The following is a 16175-nucleotide window of genomic DNA, read 5'->3' on the forward strand; positions in this document are numbered from 1 at the left end:
GGCGTTGTCTCCCCCTTTTGGCGAAACGAAGTCTTCTTGTTGGGCCAATTACAGCACCAAACCCACGCCCGACGCTAGCAGCAAGGCAAGCACGATATTGCTGAATTGTTTGTCGTCGATCCTTCGATAAAATTTAAGGCCGAGCCAAACGCCGAGTGCGACGGCCGGCAGGCACAGCCAGAAATCGGCGACCGCCTGGGGGCCGATCGCATCCTGGCTCAAAAGGGCGAGCAAGGCTGCCGCCTGCATCGCCAGAATATAGGGCTGGTAGACGGCACGCTGCGCGTCTTTGGGCCAACCGCGCAAGCCCGCCCAAATCGTGGGCACCGCACCCGAAAGCCCGGCAAGCCCGCCCATCGTACCGCCGATAAAGCCCACGAACCCGTCGAGCATGCGCCCGCCCGCCGCGATCGGGCGCAGTTCGCCCGCCAAAAGGCGCAAGCTCGCATAAGCGATCAGGAATATGCCGATCGCCTGTTTAAGCGGTTCGGCCGGAACGAGATTCAGCAAGGCGATCCCGAGCGGAATGCCGATGATACCGCCGACCAAAAAGGGAGAAAGGCGCCGCCAATCGAGGCCAGCGCGCAGCGACCAGATCGAAAAACACTGCGCGAGCAGGCTTGCCGCAAGCACCAGCGGCGTGGCGTCGATGGGATCGCGAAAATGCAGGAACGTGGCCGAGGCAACCAGCGCAAATGCAAAGCCGGCAAGGCCCGAGGCGAAGGCGGCAACGAAGGCGCCCGCAACCAGCCACAAATCGCCCGCGATCTCCATTCAGGCGACGGCGTTCAGCAAAAACAGCAGCCCTGCTGCGAGTGCAAAAAACGCGGACAAGGCGACGGCGTTTTTCTGGCCGGCATTCCAGGCCAGAAACTCGATCGCCATCACGCGCAAACCCCCCGCGAGATGGGCGGCGAGCAGCACCACCAATCCGGTCTCGACGAGCTTGAGGGCCGGATGGGCGGTCCATGCGAGCAGGCTGTCGAGGGCTGCTTCGCTCTCGAGCGCCAGTCCCAAGGCCCAAAAATGCGCAGGCAGAAACGCCGCCAGCGCCACACCCGAGACCCGATGGATCGCAAAGGCCCACCAGGTCGGATGATTGCGATAGGCGCTGCGGCTCATGCAACGAGCCCTGCGACAGCGCGCCAGCCGAACCAAGCGAGGAAACACGCGAACGCCGCAAGGGCCGCATCGAGTGCGCGCCCCTGCCAGCCGAGCGTTTCGCGCAAGATTGTGCGCAAGCCGATGGGTGCGTGCACGGCAACGGCTGCGACGAACAGGCCGTAGAAAAGCGCCAACGCGACCGAGCCGCGCGTGCGGCCGAGGATTTCGGCGGCACTGAGCCCGCCTTGCACGGCATAGATGTTCGTCGCCAGATGCGCCGCGACACACAAGGCCAACACGGCCGCACTCGCGCGCTGCAGCGCCCATAGAGCGACCTCGAAACGCGTGCGCCTCACAATTCGCCCTTCAGCAAAGCGCCCAAGGCCGCCCGCTTGAGGCCTGCGATCGCGGCACTCGGATTGAGTCCTTTGGGGCAATGGGCGCGGCAGGATTGCTGCGTGTGGCAGGCATGGCAGCCCGCATCGCCCGCCACCGCCGCAAGGCGCGCCTGCTTGCCGCCGTCGCGCACGTCGTTCTGCAAGGTCCACGCGCGGTTGAGCGCAGCCGGCCCCAGGTAATCGGGGTTCCACGCGGCCACGTCGCAAGCCGAATAGCACACCGCACAGCCGATGCATTCGATGCCCGCATCGGCGGCAACGCGTGCTGCCGTGTCGGGGCGTACCGCGACAAAATCACTGCCGGGTGCGGCCGTCGGTTTGAAACTGCCTTCGGCCTTGGCCCATTTGTCAAAGAACGGCGCGAGGTCGGCGACGAGATCTTTGACGATGGGCAGATTCTTGAGCGGCTCGATCGTCAAGACATCGTCTTCAAGTTTTGCCACGTGCGTGCGACAGGTCCAGCGCGGCTTGCCGTTCACGGTCATCGCACAGCTGCCGCACATGCCCACGCGGCACGCGAAGCGGTAGGACAGCGTGGGATCGAGCGTGCGCTGGATGTAGGTGACGAGATCGAGCACGGTTTGGTTCGCACGGCGGGGGACGGCGAAGGACTGGTAGCTGCCCTCCGCCGTACCCCGCCAAACGCGGACTTCGATCGTGCCCAACCGCCCGTACCGCCTTAGGCGCTTTGGTAGAGCTTGGTCATCACGAACTCGCGATGGCCCAAAGCTTCGGCGCAGGTGTAGCGGCCGTTGCACACGCGGATCATCACGTCGATGAGGCGGTCGCCCGCCTCGTCGAGATCCATCTCGCGGCGCAGGATGCCCGACACGTCGAGGTCGATATGCTCGGGCATCAGGCGCGCGGTCTTCGGATTGGCCGTGAGCTTGATCACGGGCTCGATCGGGTTACCGATCACGTTGCCCTGGCCGGTCGGGAACAGGTGCACGACGAAGCCCGCTGCCGCTTGCAGGGTCACGCATTCGGCGGCCGCCGACGACGTATCCATGAAGTAGAGACCCTTGCCCTTGGCCGGCATTTCGGCCGGGCCCAGCACGTCCACGTATTTGGTCTTGTGGCCGATCTTCTGGAAATTGCCGAAGGCCTTTTCCTCGATCGTCGTGAGGCCGCCCGCAATGTTGCCCTTGGTCGGCTGCGAGTCCGACAGATCGTCGGTCTTGTAGCGCTCGATCATGCCTTGGTAGGCGTTGAACACGCCCATGAACTTATCGGCGACGTTTTTGTTGAGCGCGCGCTTGACCATTTCGGTCTCGGCACCCGTGAGCTCGGACGTCTCGCCGAAGCAGGTGGTGGCCCCCATCGGATCGATCTTGTCGATGAGGTTGCCGACCGTCGGGCACGAGGCAAGGCCCGACGTCGTGTCGGATTCGCCGCACTTGGTCGAAACCCAAAGCTCGTCGATCGTGCATTCCTCGCGCTGCTTTTCCGTCGCCCACATCACGAATTGCTGGGCAACGCGGCTGGCCGCTTCGATGGTTTTGAGATCGCCGTTGCCTTCGATCGCGAAGCCCTGAACGGGCTTGCCGGTCTTGGCAATGCCGTCCACGACGCGCGCGGTCCAGCCGGGCTCGATGCCGATCACGACCACGGCGGCGACGTTGGCGTTGCAGCCCGTGCCGATGAGCGTGCGGAAATGCAGGGCAAGATCCTCGCCGAACTGCAGACGCCCATAGGCGTGCGGCAGCGCCATCGTGCCCTTGATGTTGTTGGCGACCGCCTCGGCGGCCGAGTTCGACAGATCGTCGAGCGGCAGCACGATGACGTGGTTGCGGATGCCGACACGACCGTTCTCGCGGCGATAGCCCATGAAGGGCAGTTTGCCGACCGAACGCGTGCGCTTTTTGATGATAGCTGGGGCTTTGGCCATGGGCCGCTCCTTATTGTTCGTCGATTCGCTTAAGGGCACGCTTACCAGCGCTTGGTCTTCATGTTGTGGACATGGACATGGTCGCCTTTTTTGGCGTCCGCCACGATGCGGCCGATATCGTGCCCGTATTTGAGGACCGTATCGCCCTTCTTGAGATCGACGAGGGCGATCTTGTGGCCGAGCGGAATGGCTTTGAGTGCCTTGAGCTTGACCGTGCCGTCGCCTTCCATGAGCCAGCCTTCGAGCGTGGCGCCGGGCTTGACGTCTTCGACGACGATCACGCCGACCGTGTCTTTTTTGTCGTGGACGATGAATTGGGTCGCCATGTCCCTCCCCTTGATGCTGTTGCTTTTGGTTTTTCCGAGATGGTTGCGAACGCTAGGGCGCCCGGCGTTCTTGCGTCAATCGTATCTTCTATCTTATAGAAGACTATGCGTTCGAAACTCTCCCGCCCACTGCCGCTCTATGCGCGTGCCAAACAGGCTTTGATGCAGAAACTCGGCAGCGGCGTATGGCGGGCGGGCGAAAAACTGCCGCCCGAGCCTGCGCTTGCCGCCAGCCTCGGCGTGAGCCAAGGCACCGTGCGCCGGGCGCTGGACGACATCGCCAAGGCCAATCTGATCGTGCGCCGCCAGGGCCGCGGCACCTTTGTGGCCGAGCACACGCAAGCGCGCGCCTTGTTCCATTTTTTCCATCTCGTCGGCGACGACGGCAGGCGCGCCTTGCCCGGCAGCCGCGTTCTGTCGCTGAAGGCCGGGCCCGCCACGCGCGACGAGGCCCAACGCCTCGGCCTTGCGGCGTCCGCCCGCGTGGTGCGGCTGCAGCGCCTGCGCCTGCTCGACGGAGCGGCCGCGATCGTCGAGCGCATCGTTGTACCAGCGGCTTTGTTCCAGGGGCTCGACGTGCGCGACCGCGCGGACCTGCCCAACGAACTCTACAAGCTCTACCAGGACCGTTTCGGCGTGTCGGTCGCGCGTGCGGCCGAAAAGCTCAAGGCCGTCGCCGCCAGCCCGGAAGACGCAGCCCATCTCGGTTTGCGCAGCGGTGCTCCCTTGCTCGAGATCGACCGCATCGCCTTCGCCCTCGACGGACGGCCCTGCGAATGGCGCGTCTCGCGCTGCGCCACCCACCGCCACCACTATGTTTCCGAGGTGGTTTAGCCGTAGGATTGCGCCATGGCGACACCGGACGAAATCCGCGACGGTTTGCGCGAACTCGATTTCGCTTTGCAGGCGGCTTGGAAACTCGGCCAGCACATGATTGCGGGCTGGACGGTCGCGGGCAATGTCGTGTCGATCTGTGCAGCCCCCGTATGGCGCGTTTTGGCCGAAGCGCCCAAAGTGCCACGCGTGCTGTCGGGCAGCCGCCAGATGGGCGCGCAGACTTTCGGCGAAGTCGCCAAGACGCTGCAGGCGCGCCCAATCCGCGTGGAGCTGCCCTTCACGGTCGGCGACAACAAAGGCGACGTCGATCCGCAAGTCGTGGACCAGGTCGTGCGCCGCTACGGCGTGTCGCGCACCGAGCATCGCGCGGTGATGCTGTTCGACATCGTCGGCTTTTCGAAGGTCGATCCGCTGGCGCAGATGGCGCAGCTTGCGAGCCTCGAATTTTCGATCAACAACGCCGCCAAGAAGATGGCCGAGATCGGCCTCGATATCGAGCTCGCGCGCTCGACCGTCGGCGACGGATTCTATGTCTGGAACCGCGCGCGCGGCTTCGAAGCCGATCTGCGCACCTATGCGGCGCTCGTGCTGATCTTGGCCGACAATGCGGTCGCCCGCCTGCGCGGCCAGGCCGATTTCGTGCCGACCTTGCGCACGTGTTTTTCGGTGGGGGCGCATTACGCCTACCACCAGATCGAAGGAACAAGGCCCCGCGGCTTCGAATATCTCGTGGGCGAAGTGACGATCCAATTGGCGCGCCTGATCGGCAAGGCGCAGGCGAACCAGGTGTGCGTGGGCAGTTTCGTGCGCCCGACCGAGCCGCCGGTCGTGCGCCAGCTCGACACGATCCTGTTTCTGGCCCGCGCCGAAAAGCTCGTGGACAAGCTGCAAGGCCTCACCGTGGGCGGCCATGCGATTTCGCGCATCCGCAGCCAGATCACCGGCGGCAAAGTCGGCGAAACGGCGTTGCCGCTCGTCGTGCACCGCATCGTCGACAAACACGGCTACAACCACGATCTGTTCAACACGCGCCTGCTCGTGCAGCGCGAAGAGGCCGACCCGATCGTCGTCGGCCTGCAGCCGCAGGACCTCGCCGGCTTCGAAGCCGAAGCGCTGCCCTACAGAATCCCGGAGATCACGTAACGCTTGTCGCCGCCAGCGGCTGCGGCTGGCCGGCATCGTCAAGGGCGACGTAGGTGAAATTCGCGTCCGTCACCATCACGCGTTCGCCGTGGCCCTGGCGCAGCACCCACACTTCGACGTCGAAACAAATCGAGGTGCGGCCGATTTTGACGAGCTGCGTGTAGCAGCACACCGTGTCGCCGACATTGACCGGCCGGTGGAACACAATGTTCGAGACCGCCACCGTCGCCACGCGGCCGTGCGCATAGCGGGTCGCGCTCATTTTGCCGGCAACATCCATCAGCGACATGATCCAGCCGCCGAACACGTCGCCGCGCGGATTGGTGTCGGCCGGCATCGCCAAGGTGCGCGACGCCAATTCGCCGCGCGGATGGCGCGTTGGCGGTGCAGCAAGGTTCGATGTGGCAATGTGCTGCGTTTGATCGAGATAGCTCATCCAATGTCCCTCCTACGGAGAATCGGACGCCACCTTCCAGGAAGAGAGCATCGCACATGCGGTGCTGCAGTGCAATATGTCGTGCAAATAATTCATATTATGCTGTGACAAAACAATATTGCGCTGCAGCAGCAGAAAAACCTATTCCGCGGCGAGCCGGGCTTTGGCGCGCGCATCGAGAAGGGCCGTGTCGAGCCGCAAGCCCTTGAGTTGGTCGTCGTCGGCGATCGCGTCGCGCAGATCGACACGGTCGAGGCTGGCCCCGCCGAGTTTGGCACCGCGCAGATCGACCGCGCGCAACGCCGCCTGGTCGAGCTTGGCGGCAAAGCTGCGATCCGCACCGATCACGAGCGGCGAAAAATCGCAGTCGCGCAGATCGGCGCGCGTGAGTTTCGCCCCCGTGAGATTGACGCCGCGCAAATCCGCCCCGGCGAGTTTGCAGTCGCGCAAATCCGCTCCCATAAGGCGAGCACCCTGCAATTGGCAGCCCCGCAGATCGAGCCCGACGAGGATCGCCTTTTCCGCGCGCAAGCCCACGAGGACGAGCCCCGCCAAAGGCGGCAGGCTGCGGCAATCGTAGCCGGAAAGATCGGCGGCCTTGCCTTGCGCCCCGCCCGTCTGCGCCCAGAGTGCGTGCAAGCGCAGCAATTCTTCGGGCGCGACACCCTGCTCGGCGAGTGCTTTGCCCGCGAGATTGTCGTTGACGACATCGACCAGCGAAGCGCCGTCCATCACGGCATCGGCAAGCTTCACGCCCGTCATCACAGCGCCGTCGAGCGAAGCCCCCGTGCAGTTGGCACCGCGCAGATCGGCCCCGGCGAGATTGGCGCCCGTGAACTGCGCCTTCTGCAGATTGGCGCGCGCCAATTTGCAGTCGCGCATGATCGCGTCGGTGAAATCGGCCTGGCCTGCCGACATGCCTTCCATCGACGCTTCGGAGAGGTTCGCGGCGGCAAGCGTCGCACCCTGCAATTCGGCCGGCCCCACTTTGCCCAGGCGCAACGCGTGCAGATTGCCGGCTTTGTCCTTCTGCGTGATCGAGCCTTCGCGCAAATCGGCCTGGATCAGATTGGCGCGCGTGAGATTGGCGCCGCGCAAACACGCCCCGCGCAGATCGGCGCGCACGAGGCTCGCACCCTCGAGATCGGCTTCGCGAAAATCGCAGGCGAACAGGGCCGCACGGTCGAACACGCAATCCGACAGCATGGCGCCGCGAAACGAAGCACCCGTGCAGTCGGCTTCCGCGAGATTGGCGCCCGCCATCGCCATGCCCGAGAGATCGGCAAACGCAAGCTGTGCGCGCACGCCGCCGGGTTTGCCGGTGCGAAAGCGCTCGTGCAACGCGATCGCATTCGCGAGTTCCGAATGCGAATATTTCTTGCGCTGAATCTTCGAGGACTGGGTCGAGAGCATCGCACCGCCTTTTGACACGCGCCAAACTGCCCGATCAGAACTGCTAATTCAAGCCTTTAGCACCTTCGCGATGCGTAAAACCGCGCGATTTGCTAGGCTCGCACGCTCAATCCCAACATTGGAGACAGGTCGATGCAGCGTCGTCGTTTTTTGCTGGGCACAGGTGCTGCAACCCTCGCAGCCTCGCCGCTCGCTGCCCAAAGCCTGCTCGACCAAGGGCGCAACCTCCTGAACCAAGGCGGCGTCGCCGTCCCCGGCAGCAGCACCGGCAGCACGCGCGGGCGCGGAATGTCGGCCGCTGAGATCGCACAAGGCCTCAAAGACGCGCTCGAAAAAGGCAGTACGGCGGCGGTTGCAAAGCTCGGCCGCACCGACGGGTTTCTCGGCGACACAGCCGTACGCATTCCGCTGCCCGAGCAGCTCGCGCGCGTGCAAAGTGCGTTGCGCAGCGTCGGCCAATCGGGAATGGCCGACGATCTCGAAACGCGCATGAACCGTGCGGCCGAACAAGCCATGAATGCCGCCAAAGATATCTTCGTGCGCGCGATCCGCAGCATGACCGTGTCGGACGCAACCGGTATCCTGAACGGTCCGGCCGACGCCGCGACACAGTATTTGCGCCGCACCACGGGCAGCGAACTCGGGGCCAAGCTGCGCCCGCCGATCGAACAGGCACTCAAAAACGCCGGTGCCGTCGCGGCCTACGACCGTATGCTCGGCAGCTATCGCAATCTGCCGGGCGTGCCGAACGTCTCGGCCGACCTTGCCGACTGGACGCGCGACAAAGGCCTCGACGGCATTTTCCACTATGTCGCGCGCGAAGAAGCCGACATCCGCGCCAATCCCGCCGCGCGCACGACCGAGCTGTTGCGCAAAGTCTTCGGCTAGACCATAGCCTGCGCCCGATCTATCCAGCTAGGCCGCGAGGCGCTATGGTCGCACGATATCGCCCTTCACGCCGGAGTCCTCGCACATGCCGCCTGCCGCACAATCGACCTTCACCACGCGTCCCGAAATCGTCGGCACGTTCGGCGTCGTTTCTTCGACCCATTGGATCGCGAGCCAGGTCGGCATGTCGATCCTCGAAAAAGGCGGCAACGCGTTCGACGCGGCCGTCGCGGCGGGCTTCACGCTTCAAGTCGTCGAGCCGCACATGAACGGTCTCGGCGGCGACGCCGTCCTCATCGCCTGCACCGCCGACGGCACGCCCAAAGTGATCTGCGGCCAAGGGACCTCGCCTGCCGGCGCCACGATCGCGCACTACAAAAGCGAAGGGCTCGATCTCGTACCGGGCACGGGCTTGCTGGCGGCGACAGTGCCGGGTGCGTTCGATGCCTGGATGCTGATGCTGCGCGACTACGGTACGATCACGCTTGCCGAAGCGCTGGCCCCCGCCATCGGCTACGCCAAAAACGGCTTTCCGCTGCTGCCCGGCGTTGCCGGTGCCGTGTCGTCGGTCGCCGAGATTTTCAAGAACCACTGGACGAGCTCGGCCGCAACTTGGATGCCGGGCGGTACCGTGCCGACGGCCGGCGCCCTGTTCGCCACGCCCAAACTGGCGGCGACTCTCGAGCGGATCTTGGCCGAGGGCGCTTCGGCCGGTCCCGACCGCGAAGCGCAGATCGAAAAAGCGCGCGCGGCCTATTACAAAGGCTTCGTCGCCGAAGCGATCGACCGTTTCAGCCGCACGACCGACGTCATGGACGTCTCGGGCCGGCCGCACAAGGGCGTGCTGACGGGAGCCGACATGGCCGCGTGGCAGGCCACGTTCGAAGCGCCCGCGACCTACGATTATCGCGGCGTGACCGTTTGCAAAGCCGGGCCCTGGAGCCAGGGCCCCGTGCTGCTGCAGGTGCTGGCGTTGCTGCAAGGCTACGACGTGCCCGCGATGGACACGAACGGCCCCGACTTCATCCATCTGCTCGTCGAAGCGACCAAGCTTGCCTATGCCGACCGCGAAGCCTGGTATGCCGATCCCAATTTCGCCGACGTGCCGCTCGAGGCGTTGCTGTCGGATGCCTACAATGCCGAGCGGCGCAAGCTCATCGGCGACAAAGCCTCGCTCGAATTGCGCCCCGGCGCGCCTTTGGGCCGCGCGGCCGTGCTGCCGCACTTCAACGTCGTCGGCACCAAGCGCGCGATCCCCGGCATGGGCGGCTTCGGCGAACCCGCACGCGTGGAAAGCGACCAGCAGAAGCAGGATGCCTATCGCGACGGCGGCGCTTCCGCCTTTGCGCGCGAGGGGCGTGCCGCGCGCGGCCCCGCCGAGGGCGATACGTGCCATCTCGACGTGGTCGATCGCTGGGGCAATGTCGTGGCCTGCACGCCTTCCGGCGGCTGGCTGCAATCTTCGCCGACCGTGCCGGAGCTCGGCTTCTGTCTGGGCACACGCGCGCAGATGTTCTGGCTGCAAGAGGGCCTGCCCTCGAGCCTCAAGCCCAACATGCGCCCGCGCACGACGCTCACGCCGTCGATGGCAATGAAAGACGGCAAGCCGTGGCTCGCTTTCGGTTCGCCCGGCGGCGACAACCAGGACCAATGGATCGCGCAGTTTTTCATCCGCCATGTCGATCACGGCCTCAACATGCAGGCCGCGATGGACCAGCCGATGCTGCAGACCGACCATTGGCCGAACTCGTTTTTCCCGCGTGAAGCGCGCCCCGGCAAGGTGCAGCTCGAAGCGCGCTTCTCCAAGGAAACGGTCGACGCCCTCAAGGCAAAGGGCCACGACATCGAGATCGGCGGCGACTGGTCGCTGGGCCGCAACGCCGCCGCCAAGCGCGAAGGCAAATTGCTGAAGGCCGCAGCCACGCCGCGCCAACAGCAAGCCTACGCGGTCGGCCGCTAGGCGCACGAGCCGCTCGCCGCCATGCTCGAAGACGGCGGCAGCCACGCGGTCCTCGCTCTCGCCTCGGCAGTTGCCTGGGCGAGCGGGCTCAATCTCTATGGCGCAGTACTCGCGCTGGGTGCGATGCAGTGGTTCGGCGTCGTCGATCTGCCGGGCGAGCTTGGCTTGGTCGCACGGCCGGAAGTGATGCTCGTGGCGGGGCTGCTCTATGCCGTCCAGTTCGTCGCCGACAAGATCCCAGGCGTGGATACGTTGTGGGACACGCTACATACGTTCATCCGCATTCCGGCGGGCGCGTTCCTCGCGGCGGCAGCCGTCGGCCAAGCCGATCCCGCTTTGCATCTGGCTGCCCTGCTTGGCGGCGGCGCGTTGGCGCTGGGCACGCATGCGACGAAGGCAAGCGGGCGTTTGTTCGTGAATGCGCATGCGCCCGTGGTGGGTACAACAGGCGCGTCGTTGGCGGAGGACGCAACCTTGTTCGGCGGCCTCTATCTTGCGGCCGCGAACCCGACGCTGTTTTTGATCGCCCTTGCCGTCCTCGTCGCCGTGATGGTCGTCGCCCTTTGGTATCTGGCGAAGTTCGTCGGCTTCTTGCTGCGCAAATTGGCGGGGCTGTTCGGCACGCGCGCCAGCACTTAAGCCTTAACGAACAGCAGATAGAGTCCGTAGCCGAGATACCAAAGGCTCACGGCATTGACGATGCCGTCGGCCCAGCGGCGGAACGCGACGTCTTTCATGCGCTCGAGCACGAGGCCGCCAAGGCTTGTCCCCAGCACCGCCATCGCGATCGCGACGGCCAGCACGTGCGGCTCTTCGAACACGACATCGTCGATCAACGCGCCGAAATAGACGAGCTTGGCGAAATGTCCGAAGCTCTGCACGGCCGATTTGGTCGCCACGATCTCGCGCCGGTCGAATTTTCCGCGCAGGAAAAACGCGTCGAGCATCGGGCCGGCCACGCCGGTCATCAGAATGGCGGTCATGCAGATCGCCCCGTAGAGCACGGCATCGAGCCGGTTCTCGGGCCGGCCCTGCCAGGCATCGGGCACGAGGCGCACCGCAAACGGAATGAGCCCCAGCGCCACAAACGCGTGCGCGCGCTCGGGCACGTACAAAAACAGCGACCACAGCAGCACCGCGCCGAGCGCGCCCGCCACATAGAACAACGCCGTCGCGGTGCGGATATGGCGCCGCCACATGAAAGCGCGCGACAGGTTCGCCGCGATCTGCGTAGCCCCATGCAAAGCCATGGCGGCGGGGACCGGCATGAAGCTCAGCAGCACGCCGATCAGAATGACGCCGCCGGCCATGCCGAAGATCCCCGACAGGGTCGACGTGCACACGACAAGAACGGCAAAACCCGTCAGCACGAAAGGCGTCATGGCGATATCCGGAGCGGCGGCGAGAGGAAGATTGCGGGCGGCATCAAGCCTTGGCATGGTGCGCCTTTCGCGAAAGGAAACGCAAATGGCCGCCATCGCACCGGACCGGACGATCGGCATTGTGGGTGCCGGCGCCATGGGGGCGGGCATTGCGCAAGTCGCAGCGCTGGCAGGGCACCGCGTGCGGCTGTTCGACCGGCGCGACGGTGCCGTCGATGCGGCGATTGCCGCGATGGCCAAAACCTTCGACGGGCTCGTGGCCAAAGGCAAACTTGCGGCCGACAAAGCCGAAGCGACACTCGGCCGCATCGAGCCCGCCGAAAGCCTCGCTGATTTCGACGTGTGTGCGCTTGCGATCGAGGCCATCGTCGAAGACGTCGCCGCCAAGCGCGCGTTGTTTTCCGAACTCGAAGCGATCGTCGGTCCCGACTGCATTCTGGCCAGCAACACCTCGTCTTTGTCGATCTCGGCACTTGCACGCGATCTCGAACATCCGGGCCGCGTTGCGGGTTTCCACTTTTTCAACCCCGCACCGCTCATGAAACTCGTCGAGATCGTGTCGGGCCTCGGCACCAATGCGGCCACGACCGAGATCTTGTGCGACACCGCGCGTGCTTGGGGCAAAACACCGGTCAAGGCGATCTCCACGCCGGGCTTCATCGTCAATCGCTGTGCGCGGCCCTTCTACGGCGAAGCATTGCGCCTGCTGGGCGAGCGCGCGGTCGATGCCGCCACGCTCGATGCCGTGATGTGCGAAGCGGGCGGCTTCAAGATGGGGCCGTGCGCGCTCATGGATCTGATCGGCCACGACATCAATTTCGCGGTCACCAACGCCGTCTACGCCGCGACCTTCAACGATCCGCGATATCTGCCCTCGAATGTGCAGAGCGAAATGGTCGCGGCCGGGCGCTTCGGGCGCAAAAGCGGGCGCGGATTCTTCGCCTACGGGAAGGGTGCCGAAAACCCGCCGATCTCGAGCGAGCCGGAAGCGCCCAAGCCCGCCCAAGTCACGCGCGAAGGCGAGGACGAGCGGCTCGAGCCGTTGCTGGCGCGCGCCAAAGAGGCAGGCCTCTTCGTGCATCGCCGCCCGGCAACCGAAGCAGGCCCGCGTCTGCTGATCGACGGCACCGTCTTGCATCTTTCCGACGGGCGCAGTGCGACCCGGCGCGCGCGCGACACAAACGAAAACGAGCTTGTCCTGTTCGACCTCGCCCTCGACTACGCAAGTGCGACCCGCATTGCGATTTCCGTCGCCGACCAAGCGACGGGCCAGGCGGCGGCCTCGGCGGCGGGTTTTTTCCAGGCGATGGGCGTTGCCGTGTCGCTGATCGACGACGCGCCCGGCCTTGTCGTGCTGCGCACAGTCGCAATGCTCGTCAACGAAGCGCTCGACATGGCGCAGCACGGTGTGGCGAGCCCCGAAGACATCGATCTTGCGATGACGCTCGGCGTCAACTACCCGGACGGCCCGTTTGCTTGGGGCAACGAGATTGGGCTCGACCTCGTCAAGTCCGTGCTCGACAATCTCAAACGCCATTACGGCGAAGACCGCTACCGCGCCAGCCCGCGCCTCAACCGCCTCGTCGCCAGGGAATCCGCACAATGAGCGAAGCCTATATCGTCGATGGAATCCGCACGCCGATCGGCCGCTACGGCGGCGCGCTCTCCGGCGTGCGCACCGACGATCTTGCCGCCGCCCCGCTGCGCGAGCTCGTACGGCGCAATGCGGGCGTGGATTGGGCGATGGTCGACGACGTCGTCTATGGCTGTGCCAACCAAGCCGGCGAAGACAATCGCAATGTCGCGCGCATGGCGCTGCTGCTGGCAGGCTTGCCGGTCGAAATCTCGGGCACCACGATCAACCGGCTGTGCGGCTCGGGCCTCGACGCGCTCGCCTATGCCGCGCGCGCGATCCGCACCGGCGAGTGCGACATGATTGTAGCGGGCGGCGTGGAAAGCATGAGCCGTGCCCCCTTCGTCATGCCGAAATCGGAAACCGCTTTCGGGCGCGAGCCTGCGATCTACGACACCACGATCGGCTGGCGCTTCGTCAATCCGCTGATGAAACAGATGCACGGCATCGATTCGATGCCCGAAACGGCCGAAAACGTCGCCGCCGATTTCGGCATTGCGCGCGCGGACCAAGACGCGTTTGCACTGCGCAGCCAGCAGCGCGCGTTGGCAGCCCAAGCAAGCGGGCGGTTCGCGCAGGAGATCGTCGGCATCGACACGCGCAAGGGCAAAGACGTGGTGCGCGTCGAAGCGGACGAACATCCGCGCGCAACCTCGCTCGAAGCGCTCGCGAAACTCAAAGCGCCGTTCCGCGCGGGCGGCAGCGTCACGGCCGGCAATGCGTCGGGCGTGAACGACGGTGCGGCTTCGCTGCTCGTCGCAAGCGAAGCGATGGTCAAGCGCTTCGGCCTCAACCCGCTGGCGCGCGTGGTGGGTGCGGCCACGGCCGGCGTGCCGTCGCGCATCATGGGCATCGGTCCCGCACCGGCCGCGCAGAAATTGCTGGCACGGTTGGGCTGGAAGATCGCCGATCTCGACGTGATCGAACTCAACGAGGCGTTTGCCGCCCAAGCGCTCGCAGTGCTCCGCGAGTTGGGCATTGCCGACGATGCAGCACACGTAAACCCAAATGGCGGGGCGATCGCGCTTGGCCATCCGCTCGGCATGTCGGGCGCGCGGCTGGCGCTTACGGCTGCACGCGAGCTCGTCAACACCGGCAAAAAGCGCGCGCTGGCCACGATGTGCATCGGCGTGGGCCAAGGGATCGCTCTCGCCCTCGAGCGCGCGTAGCGGCGCGAGGCGCGATGGGCTTCGTCTATCCGCAGTACGAATTTCGCCCGAGTGCCGACAGTGCGGCCGCGCGCCCCGTGCGCCATCCGGTTGTGGTGATCGGCGCGGGGCCGGTCGGGCTTGCGACGGCGATCGATTTTGCGCAACGCGGCCGCAAAGTCGTGCTGCTCGACGACGACACGAGCGTGTCGCACGGCTCGCGCGGCCTGTGCTACGCCAAGCGCACGCTCGAAATTTTCGACCGGCTCGGCTGTGCCGCCCCCATCGTCGAGAAGGGCGTCACCTGGCAGGTCGGCAAAGTGTTCCACGGGCCGCAGCAGATTTACGCGTTCGATCTCTTGCCCGAGGGCGGCCATCGGTTTCCTGCGTTCGTCAATCTGCAGCAATATTGGCTCGAGAAATTCCTCGTCGATCGCGCCTTGGCGCTGCCCAATCTCGATCTGCGTTTTGCAAGCAAGGTTGCGGGCCTCGACATGCACGCCGACCATGTCGGCCTCGGAATCGAAACGCCCGCAGGCTCCTATCGCATCGAAGCCGACTGGGTCGTGGCGTGCGATGGGGCACGCAGCCCGACGCGCAAAATGCTCGGGCTCGATTTCAAAGGCCGCGTATTCGAAGACCGATTTCTGATCGCCGATGTGCGCATGCAGGCCGAATTCCCCACCGAGCGCTGGTTCTGGTTCGATCCGCCGTTCCACGAAGGCGGCTCGACCTTGCTGCACAAACAGCCCGACGATCTATGGCGCATCGATTTCCAGCTTGGGGCCAACGCGGACCCGGCGGCCGAAAAAGACCCGGCGCGCGTGATCCCACGCGTGCAGGCGATGCTGGGGCCGGACATTTCGTTCGAGCTCGAATGGGTCAGCGTCTACACGTTCCAATGTCGGCGGCTCGAGCGCTTGCGCCACGGGCGCGTGTTGTTTGCGGGCGATGCCGCCCACCAGGTGAGCCCGTTCGGCGCGCGCGGCGCCAATTCCGGCGTGCAGGATGCCGACAATCTCGTGTGGAAACTCTGCGCCGTACTCGACGGCCAAGCGCCCGAAGCTTTGCTCGACAGCTACGAGGCGGAGCGAGGGACAGCAGCCGACGAGAATATCGGGCATTCGACGCGCGCCACAGATTTCATCACGCCCAAAAACGCCGCCGCCAAATTGTTCCGCGATGCCGTGCTCGAACTCGCCCCGCACCATGCGTTTGCGCGCGGCCTCGTCAATTCCGGACGTTTGTCGCAGGCTACGCACTATTTGGCTTCGGCCCTATCGACGCCGGACGCGCATGCCTTCGCGGGCGGCCCTGCACCGGGATCGCCCGCACGCGACGCACCCTTGGCAGATGGCTGGCTGCTCGACCGGCTCAAGGGCGGCTTCACGCTGCTCGTGTTCGGCGGCGCGGCGCCCGCCTTTCCCGATCTGCCGATTTCGGTTGTCGCACTTGCTGAGTCCGACGATCCGCAAGGGCTTGCACATCAGCGTTACGACGCCACCTCCGGCACGGCCTATCTGTTTCGGCCGGACCAATATGTGTGCTGCCGCCTGCGGCAGTTCGATGCGGCAGCGATCCGCACCGCCTATGCGCGTGCGTGCGGCAAGGGGATGTGA

Annotated in this window: 17 protein-coding genes; 8 read left to right on the forward strand and 9 right to left on the reverse strand. The window is 65.2% G+C overall.

The genetic code is table 11. From position 1 onward, the window contains the following. Positions 1-48 precede the first annotated feature (48 nt). From O9320_15670 to O9320_15695, 6 genes are read right to left on the reverse strand one after another with little or no spacing between them, the layout of a single operon-like run. Complete coding sequence (locus O9320_15670; GenBank protein MCZ8312284.1) at positions 49-774, reverse strand: sulfite exporter TauE/SafE family protein; 726 nt, start codon at positions 772-774, stop codon at positions 49-51. Then, entirely contained in the window at positions 775-1122 is a 348-nt protein-coding gene (gene sdhC, locus O9320_15675) for a succinate dehydrogenase, cytochrome b556 subunit (protein ID MCZ8312285.1), read from the reverse strand. It lies immediately after the preceding gene. Beyond that, positions 1119-1460, reverse strand: a complete 342-nt coding sequence (locus O9320_15680) for a succinate dehydrogenase (GenBank protein MCZ8312286.1) — start codon at positions 1458-1460, stop codon at positions 1119-1121. The genes sdhC and O9320_15680 overlap by 4 nt, the downstream gene beginning before the upstream one ends. Beyond that, a complete protein-coding gene (locus O9320_15685; GenBank protein MCZ8312287.1) occupies positions 1457-2167 on the reverse strand; it encodes a succinate dehydrogenase/fumarate reductase iron-sulfur subunit in 711 nt (236 codons plus the stop codon). The genes O9320_15680 and O9320_15685 overlap by 4 nt, the downstream gene beginning before the upstream one ends. Before the next feature lie 14 nt (positions 2168-2181). Further along, on the reverse strand, positions 2182-3390 hold the full coding sequence (locus O9320_15690; GenBank protein MCZ8312288.1) for a UxaA family hydrolase: 1209 nt from the start codon (positions 3388-3390) through the stop codon (positions 2182-2184). A 41-nt stretch (positions 3391-3431) separates the two neighbouring features. Next, positions 3432-3716: a UxaA family hydrolase gene (locus O9320_15695; protein ID MCZ8312289.1), complete on the reverse strand. Its 285-nt coding sequence runs from the start codon at positions 3714-3716 to the stop codon at positions 3432-3434. A 105-nt stretch (positions 3717-3821) separates the two neighbouring features. Here O9320_15695 and O9320_15700 point away from each other — a divergent pair, with 105 nt between their 5' ends. Together O9320_15700 and O9320_15705 are read left to right on the forward strand one after the other, a co-directional pair. Continuing rightward, positions 3822-4550 carry a GntR family transcriptional regulator gene (locus tag O9320_15700; GenBank protein ID MCZ8312290.1) on the forward strand — a complete coding sequence of 243 codons (729 nt, stop codon included), beginning with the start codon at positions 3822-3824 and terminating at the stop codon, positions 4548-4550. A gap of 15 nt (positions 4551-4565) precedes the next feature. Beyond that, positions 4566-5696, forward strand: coding sequence for a hypothetical protein (locus O9320_15705; protein MCZ8312291.1), 1131 nt, complete (start codon positions 4566-4568; stop codon positions 5694-5696). Here O9320_15705 and O9320_15710 read toward each other — a convergent pair. Both O9320_15710 and O9320_15715 read right to left on the reverse strand, forming a co-directional pair. Next, positions 5689-6132: an acyl-CoA thioesterase gene (locus O9320_15710; protein MCZ8312292.1), complete on the reverse strand. Its 444-nt coding sequence runs from the start codon at positions 6130-6132 to the stop codon at positions 5689-5691. The two genes, O9320_15705 and O9320_15710, sit on opposite strands and share 8 nt — an antisense overlap. A 141-nt stretch (positions 6133-6273) precedes the next feature. Continuing rightward, positions 6274-7545, reverse strand: a complete 1272-nt coding sequence (locus O9320_15715) for a pentapeptide repeat-containing protein (GenBank protein ID MCZ8312293.1) — start codon at positions 7543-7545, stop codon at positions 6274-6276. Between the two features lie 132 nt (positions 7546-7677). On the opposite strand from O9320_15715, the gene O9320_15720 reads away from it, so the two are divergent. From O9320_15720 to O9320_15730, 3 genes are all read left to right on the forward strand, one after another. Further along, positions 7678-8433: a DUF4197 domain-containing protein gene (locus O9320_15720; protein ID MCZ8312294.1), complete on the forward strand. Its 756-nt coding sequence runs from the start codon at positions 7678-7680 to the stop codon at positions 8431-8433. An 85-nt stretch (positions 8434-8518) separates the two neighbouring features. Next, a complete protein-coding gene (locus O9320_15725) occupies positions 8519-10393 on the forward strand; it encodes a gamma-glutamyltransferase family protein (GenBank protein MCZ8312295.1) in 1875 nt (624 codons plus the stop codon). Between the two features lie 21 nt (positions 10394-10414). Next, positions 10415-11032 carry a DUF4126 domain-containing protein gene (locus O9320_15730; protein ID MCZ8312296.1) on the forward strand — a complete coding sequence of 206 codons (618 nt, stop codon included), beginning with the start codon at positions 10415-10417 and terminating at the stop codon, positions 11030-11032. Here O9320_15730 and O9320_15735 read toward each other — a convergent pair. Beyond that, a complete protein-coding gene (locus O9320_15735) occupies positions 11029-11832 on the reverse strand; it encodes a sulfite exporter TauE/SafE family protein (protein ID MCZ8312297.1) in 804 nt (267 codons plus the stop codon). The two genes, O9320_15730 and O9320_15735, sit on opposite strands and share 4 nt — an antisense overlap. Before the next feature lie 28 nt (positions 11833-11860). On the opposite strand from O9320_15735, the gene O9320_15740 reads away from it, so the two are divergent. The 3 genes from O9320_15740 to O9320_15750 are packed head-to-tail and all read left to right on the forward strand — an operon-like array spanning position 11861 to position 16175. Continuing rightward, positions 11861-13381, forward strand: a complete 1521-nt coding sequence (locus O9320_15740; GenBank protein ID MCZ8312298.1) for a 3-hydroxyacyl-CoA dehydrogenase — start codon at positions 11861-11863, stop codon at positions 13379-13381. Further along, positions 13378-14577: a 3-oxoadipyl-CoA thiolase gene (gene pcaF, locus O9320_15745; protein MCZ8312299.1), complete on the forward strand. Its 1200-nt coding sequence runs from the start codon at positions 13378-13380 to the stop codon at positions 14575-14577. Before O9320_15740 ends, pcaF begins: the two co-directional genes overlap by 4 nt. Positions 14578-14591: 14 nt before the next feature. After that, entirely contained in the window at positions 14592-16175 is a 1584-nt protein-coding gene (locus tag O9320_15750; protein ID MCZ8312300.1) for an FAD-dependent oxidoreductase, read from the forward strand.

Source organism: Magnetospirillum sp. (assembly GCA_027532905.1).
Lineage (GTDB): Bacteria > Pseudomonadota > Alphaproteobacteria > CACIAM-22H2 > CACIAM-22H2 > Tagaea.

Coding starts and splice junctions, on each gene's coding strand:
- O9320_15700 (MCZ8312290.1), top strand. CDS start 3,822: ATGCGTTCGAAACTCTCCCGCCCACTGCCGCTCTATGCGCGTGCCAAA.
- O9320_15720 (MCZ8312294.1), top strand. CDS start 7,678: ATGCAGCGTCGTCGTTTTTTGCTGGGCACAGGTGCTGCAACCCTCGCA.
- O9320_15690 (MCZ8312288.1), bottom strand. CDS start 3,390: ATGGCCAAAGCCCCAGCTATCATCAAAAAGCGCACGCGTTCGGTCGGC.
- O9320_15710 (MCZ8312292.1), bottom strand. CDS start 6,132: ATGAGCTATCTCGATCAAACGCAGCACATTGCCACATCGAACCTTGCT.
- O9320_15670 (MCZ8312284.1), bottom strand. CDS start 774: ATGGAGATCGCGGGCGATTTGTGGCTGGTTGCGGGCGCCTTCGTTGCC.
- O9320_15750 (MCZ8312300.1), top strand. CDS start 14,592: ATGGGCTTCGTCTATCCGCAGTACGAATTTCGCCCGAGTGCCGACAGT.
- pcaF (MCZ8312299.1), top strand. CDS start 13,378: ATGAGCGAAGCCTATATCGTCGATGGAATCCGCACGCCGATCGGCCGC.
- O9320_15735 (MCZ8312297.1), bottom strand. CDS start 11,832: ATGCCAAGGCTTGATGCCGCCCGCAATCTTCCTCTCGCCGCCGCTCCG.
- sdhC (MCZ8312285.1), bottom strand. CDS start 1,122: ATGAGCCGCAGCGCCTATCGCAATCATCCGACCTGGTGGGCCTTTGCG.
- O9320_15695 (MCZ8312289.1), bottom strand. CDS start 3,716: ATGGCGACCCAATTCATCGTCCACGACAAAAAAGACACGGTCGGCGTG.
- O9320_15740 (MCZ8312298.1), top strand. CDS start 11,861: ATGGCCGCCATCGCACCGGACCGGACGATCGGCATTGTGGGTGCCGGC.
- O9320_15705 (MCZ8312291.1), top strand. CDS start 4,566: ATGGCGACACCGGACGAAATCCGCGACGGTTTGCGCGAACTCGATTTC.
- O9320_15725 (MCZ8312295.1), top strand. CDS start 8,519: ATGCCGCCTGCCGCACAATCGACCTTCACCACGCGTCCCGAAATCGTC.
- O9320_15730 (MCZ8312296.1), top strand. CDS start 10,415: ATGCTCGAAGACGGCGGCAGCCACGCGGTCCTCGCTCTCGCCTCGGCA.
- O9320_15715 (MCZ8312293.1), bottom strand. CDS start 7,545: ATGCTCTCGACCCAGTCCTCGAAGATTCAGCGCAAGAAATATTCGCAT.